Source organism: Blautia massiliensis (ex Liu et al. 2021), from assembly GCF_052064225.1.
Taxonomy (GTDB): domain Bacteria; phylum Bacillota; class Clostridia; order Lachnospirales; family Lachnospiraceae; genus Blautia_A; species Blautia_A fusiformis.
Map to the genome: position 1 here is coordinate 1 of NZ_JBQHWA010000062.1, position 5,366 is coordinate 5,366.

6 protein-coding genes are annotated in these 5,366 nt (G+C 46.2%); all 6 read right to left on the bottom strand.

Annotated features, from left to right (window positions below):
* Positions 1–169 precede the first annotated feature (169 nt).
* Positions 170–1,828 (bottom strand): recombinase family protein, encoded by a 1,659-nt coding sequence (locus ACTNDQ_RS15120; RefSeq protein WP_146203331.1) that lies wholly within the window; start codon positions 1,826–1,828, stop codon positions 170–172.
* 108 nt (positions 1,829–1,936) lie between these two features.
* A complete protein-coding gene (locus ACTNDQ_RS15125; RefSeq protein ID WP_033126094.1) occupies positions 1,937–2,227 on the bottom strand; it encodes a hypothetical protein in 291 nt (96 codons plus the stop codon).
* Positions 2,224–3,579: a relaxase/mobilization nuclease domain-containing protein gene (locus ACTNDQ_RS15130; protein WP_033126095.1), complete on the bottom strand. Its 1,356-nt coding sequence runs from the start codon at positions 3,577–3,579 to the stop codon at positions 2,224–2,226. Before ACTNDQ_RS15130 ends, ACTNDQ_RS15125 begins: the two co-directional genes overlap by 4 nt.
* 1 nt (position 3,580) lies before the next feature.
* Positions 3,581–3,925: a plasmid mobilization protein gene (locus tag ACTNDQ_RS15135; RefSeq protein ID WP_033126096.1), complete on the bottom strand. Its 345-nt coding sequence runs from the start codon at positions 3,923–3,925 to the stop codon at positions 3,581–3,583.
* 592 nt (positions 3,926–4,517) lie between these two features.
* Complete coding sequence (locus ACTNDQ_RS15140) at positions 4,518–4,943, bottom strand: sigma-70 family RNA polymerase sigma factor (RefSeq protein WP_033126097.1); 426 nt, start codon at positions 4,941–4,943, stop codon at positions 4,518–4,520.
* 15 nt (positions 4,944–4,958) lie between these two features.
* Positions 4,959–5,270 (bottom strand): hypothetical protein, encoded by a 312-nt coding sequence (locus tag ACTNDQ_RS15145; RefSeq protein WP_015535393.1) that lies wholly within the window; start codon positions 5,268–5,270, stop codon positions 4,959–4,961.
* Positions 5,271–5,366 lie beyond the last annotated feature (96 nt).

The window sequence follows — 5,366 nt, forward strand, 5'->3', positions numbered from 1 at the left end:
GGTGCTATGCACCCAGCCGGGAGCATAGCGCCGTTTGTTGTCAGCAGCCCGTTTCACGGTCTGCGTGTAGTTCCTTGTAAACTGACCTAAACCATGAGTTAAACCAGATAGGGATAAAAATAGATATGTATCGGCAGGAGTACAGATTTACTCCTGCTTTCGCCTTTATTCAGGCGGTTTGACGTGTAGTACGCTGCATATATTCCCTCTCCATTTCCCGCATTTCCTCGTCTGTGGGAATATCCACAATCCCGACATAGGAATAGTAAATGTCGATTTGCTGTGTCCGTTTCCCGTCCTTTTTCTCACGCTCATGGATTACGATTTTATCCACAAATGCGTTTAGGATTTCGGGCGTGAGTTCGTCAATGCGGGTATATTTCTTTGTGACGGCTATCAGCTTTGATACATTGGTGGTTTCCATGTCGGCTTCGCTGACTTCGGCTGTTAAGGATTCGATTTCCTGTTTTAGCTGTTCCTGCTCCGCTTCGTATCCGTCTGACAGCTTGCAAAAGCGTTCGTCATTCAGCTTTCCGTTGACATTGTCCTCGTAGATTTTACGGAACAGGCGGTCAAGCTCATCCATCCGCTTTTCGTCCTTTTCTATCTGTTTCTGCTTTGCAGACAGTTCGTATCGGCGTTCCGCAAGGGTGGTGTCTATCTGTTGTCGGATAAATACACGCTCAAACTGCTGCAGATAGGACAGGAAATGCTGAAGCTGTTTCAAAACCAACTGATTTAGTGCGTCTTCTCGGATATAGTGCTGCGTACAGTTCTGCGTGCGGCTCGTCCGCTTGTACTGGGAACAGCGGAAATGCGTGTATCTATTGGCAGTGGCAAGGCTTAGTTTTGCCCCGCAGTCGGCACAATAAAGCAGTCCAGAAAACATGCTCGTAATCCCGCTGTTGGTCGGTCTGCGTTTATTTTCCCGTATCATCTGCACCTTATCCCACACTTCCCTGTCAATAATCGGCGTATGGGCGTTCTCAATATATGCCCGCATTTCCTTTGCGGTTGGGATACGCTTCTTGCTTTTAAAGCCCAAACGGGTGGATTTGAAGCTCTCCGTACAGCCGATATACGCCACATTTTCCAGAATAGCAGCTACGGCTGACGGCTCCCAACAATACGGATTTTCCGAAACCCTCGCCACGCCGACGCCCTTTGACGCTTTGTAGGCTGACGGGGTAAGCACCTTTTCCTCCCACAAAATAGTGGCAATGGCTGACATTCCGTTTCCCTGCATACAGAGGAAAAATATCCTGCGGACAACCGCCGCCGCTTCCTCGTCCACAAGCCATCGGGTATTATCATCAGGATTGCGTAAATATCCGTAAGGCGGCGCACCCAGATGTTCGCCCGCAAGCCCCTTCGCTTTCTTGACTTCCTTTACTTTTTTGCTCGTGCTTTTGGGATACCACTCATTAAAAAGGTTGGTAAATGCGGCAAATTCGTTGCTCTCAAGGCTGCCCGTGTCCACATTGTCCATGATGGCGATAAAGCGCACCCCTGCTTCGGGATAAATGATTTCGGAGTATGAGCCGACCTCGATATAGTTCCTGCCAAAGCGGGAGAGGTCTTTTACAATGACCGTTGTTACAAGCCCCTTGTCAATATCCTCTGACATTTTCTTAAAAGAAGGGCGGTTAAAATTCGTACCCGTATAGCCATCGTCCACATAGTAGGTGGGATTTGGAAACCCGTGTTCCTTAGCGTACTTGAATAGATATTCTTTTTGATTTACGATACTGTTGCTCTCGCCTTCACGTCCATCGTCCTGACTCAGACGACAGTACAAGGCGGTGATTTCTTCCTGCTGTCTTTGCAATGCTTTCTCCTTTCCGACAGCAGACACGATAGTATGAAGTGTAGATACAGTATACCACGCCTGCGGTCAAACTTCAACGCTTTAAAGCGATAATCTTTCCGATATTTCTTAATCCTCATCATAACCCTCGGAATCAAAACTGTAATCTGCTGTGTCCCGCATGAATATCCTGCTGAGAAGCCCAAGCAAGTCCCTCCCGTCCTCTCGGAAATGTGCGGTCACTGTATATTCCGTGCCGCCGATTTTCTCGCAGAGCGTTGCCTGTTCAGGGATACGCATAAGGGGCATAATGTTTTCAGCAGGCGGCAGGGGCGGGTACACCCTATTCGGGTTTACCATTGAGATACCCTTATTTTCGTCTAAAATTTCCGTAAGTTCCTGTTCTGTCAGTCTGCTCATCGCAATGCGTCCTCCCTCTTGCGGTCTGTCCTGCCATTCTGGTTTGACCTTTGATTTTCAACCGTATCGTGGATTTGGTTCAAGCAGTCATCAATGTGGGCAGAGCGTTTTTCAATCCCGTCCGCATATTTCAGCCGCTTTCGCAGCTCCGTTATCCGTTCCGTCACCCCGTTTTTTTCTTCTCGGAGCGTTTCTTTCTCGGCGGGTGAAGCACGCCGTATCTTATTCTGCAAATGCCGCCGATAGTTGGTAAGCCTGTCCATTTCCGTCTGGTTCTTCTCCCTGTCGGCGTGCAAATCGGAGAGGGTGGAGATGTTATGCTCCGACATATAGCGTACCTGTGTGGTAATCTCATCCAGTTTCCGAAGCTCCTCTTTCATAAGCGGGCTTGTCGGCTTGTAGTCCGTGCCTTTGGGAAATATCCCCAACTGATAGCACCAATAGTAATACAACGCTAAGATTCCCCTTGTTTTCTGGTGCGGTTTCCAAGCCTTTTTATATTCTTCGGGCATATGGGGAGAGTAGGAAATCTTTGCTTTGTAGTTCCCATATCTTGCCCTTGTGCCTAAATGTGAACGGATAAAATCGGGCGTTAAGCGTTCATCAAGCGTATCTAATCTTGTGAAATGCTTATACTGCGGCAGCTTCATTTTCCAATGCCCGCCCGAAAAATCAACCTCGTAGCCTTTGTCGATTAGATACTTCATCATGTGCGGAATATCCCGACTGCCGCTGATTGCCTCCGCTAAATCTTCCAGATAGACGTTGTAGCGTGTCGGCTTGCCGCTCTTTTCATCCAGATACAGCGGTCTTGACGGTGCTTTCTTCGGGTTCTCAATCACCGATAATCCGTACTCTCTGCACAAGCGGTCTGACGTTTCCCTTAGCCGTTTCTGCTCCGATTTTGAGTAATTATATTTGCTCCCATCCAGATAGGAAACAGAGTTGAAGCAGAAGTGATTGTGGAGATGCCCCCTGTCAAGGTGGGTGACAACGATTATCTGGTACTTGTCGCCCCACATTTCCCTCGCAAGTTTTAAGCCGATTTCGTGGCATTGTTCGGGCGTTACTTCGTCTGGCTTGAAGCTCTGGTAGCCGTGCCAAGCGATATACCCGCCTGTCTTCTGGTACTGCTTTTTCGTTAGAATCATCTGCTGTAACGCTGTTTCTTTTAAACAGTTGATGGCGGAAACAAACTCTCCATTGTCCGTTTTCTGTGGATTCTTCACATAGGAGAACACGTCAAAGAAGTCCTGCATCTCCTTATTCGGCACGGTCTTTTCTGGGTTTTCCACATAAGAAATTAAGTCTTTCAACCGTCCTTCGATGTGCCAGAGGCTCGTTGCCGCCATATCAGACTGCCCCCTGTTCCGTCAATTTTTCCATGTCAAACTGCTGTGGGAGGGTATAATTCCGTTGCAGTTCCAAGATAAAATCCTCAATCTCCCTGCATATTTCATCAGCGGAAGGGGCGTAGGGGATACACTTTTTAAAGGCTACGTGTACTTCGTAAAGCGTGCCTAATAGTTCCCAAAATTCTTTCTCTGGCTGTGGCTGCGGTGCGTTTCCCCTGCATAACTGACGCATAAATTCTGCGGTGGACAGACCGCAGGCGGATGAATACTGCTTTAATTTTTCATGTTCTTCTTCGCTCAATCTAAAAGTAATGCATACTTTTTCTGATTTTTCTCTACTCATTTTTCTTAATCCTCCAGTTTTATTTTTCCTTTTATCGGGGTAGCTAGGGGTTGTCCCCTAAGTTAGTCCACACGCCTTTAGGGTGTGGATTGGATTGTGGCTGACACAATCCGATGCTCGCTATCTCTGTGGACAACTCCGCAGAGCATTTTTCTGTGTAACGGCTTTCTTAATGCCTGCCTTTACCCTCCGAAAAGGAAATCCTATGTCCTTTCCACCTCCGTTCTGGATTTTATTGCCTTTGACTTTTGGATAAATGAAAAAGCCGCCACACTGCATCACGAACGACAAGAGGATTCCCTCCCGCTCTGATTCGCAATGCTATGTAGCGGCTTTGAAATTCAAAACCCATGTCAGCCTTGCCGATTGGCTGACATTTCAATCTTATATCTATGTGCTTATTTAATTTTCAATCTTCCAATTTCCCCATTGGTATTTCAGAATACCATAGCGGCAATATGGCTGTCAAGATTTTGCACAAACTTTTTAGTATTCTCTATGGACAGGGATTTTATTCACTTATTCTAAAATTGGGTGGGAGAATTTTATCCCCCACCCAATAGCCCATAAGAAAGCATGCTGTATTAGATGACTATAAAATCTTCCGCAACTTTTTTCTAAGATGGTCTAACCGTGCATAGATAGCACCCGTCGTTAAATGCACAAGCGGGGCAATCTCTTTTGTGGAATACCCTTTCATTTTCAGCAGAACGATTTGCAGTGTACGCCTGTCCACCGTAAGTAATGCCTGATACAGATTTTCATCTTCGATTTCATCCAGTAAATCTTCAACGGTCTTTACTTCGGCTGACTGTTCCCTGTCTGCCATTCCCTCAAGGTATTCCCCGAAATCGCTTGTCCAATGGTAAAACCGCCTGTTGGAATTAAAGTCTGCCCTGTCGTCAATACGGATTTGTTCGATGGTAGCTTCATCAACTCCATGTTCCCGCAACACTTTTTCCTCGGCTTCTTTCCAGATACGCCACTTCCTGTCCTCACGTCCGTTGTTATATGCCATTCTTTTTTCCTCCAATCAATCTGAATCTTTGAAAACATAAAAATCCAGATTGAAAGGCGGCGAACGACACTTAACACCAATAATAGTCCTGCGGCACTTTCCAACCAAAAACGACAAAAGAAAAACCGCAAAGGCTTTGTGACCTTTACGGTTATGGGAAATACTAATTCTGTTGTATGGAGATTGTACTTCTACCTTCATGGTGGGAAGTACCGTTGCACTGGCAGGGATTTTTTTAACTGGCTTCCCGCCATTCCCTGATGTGCTATGTATAAATAAACTTTGCTTTATATAAGCAGATGGGCAACCGCCCGAAAAAAGGAACATAAAAACCCTCCAAATTTAAAAACAAATTCAGAGGGTAATTTAGGGTATAACAAAATAACCCACCCGAATATCGTTTTTTTTATTTGGTGAGTTTGT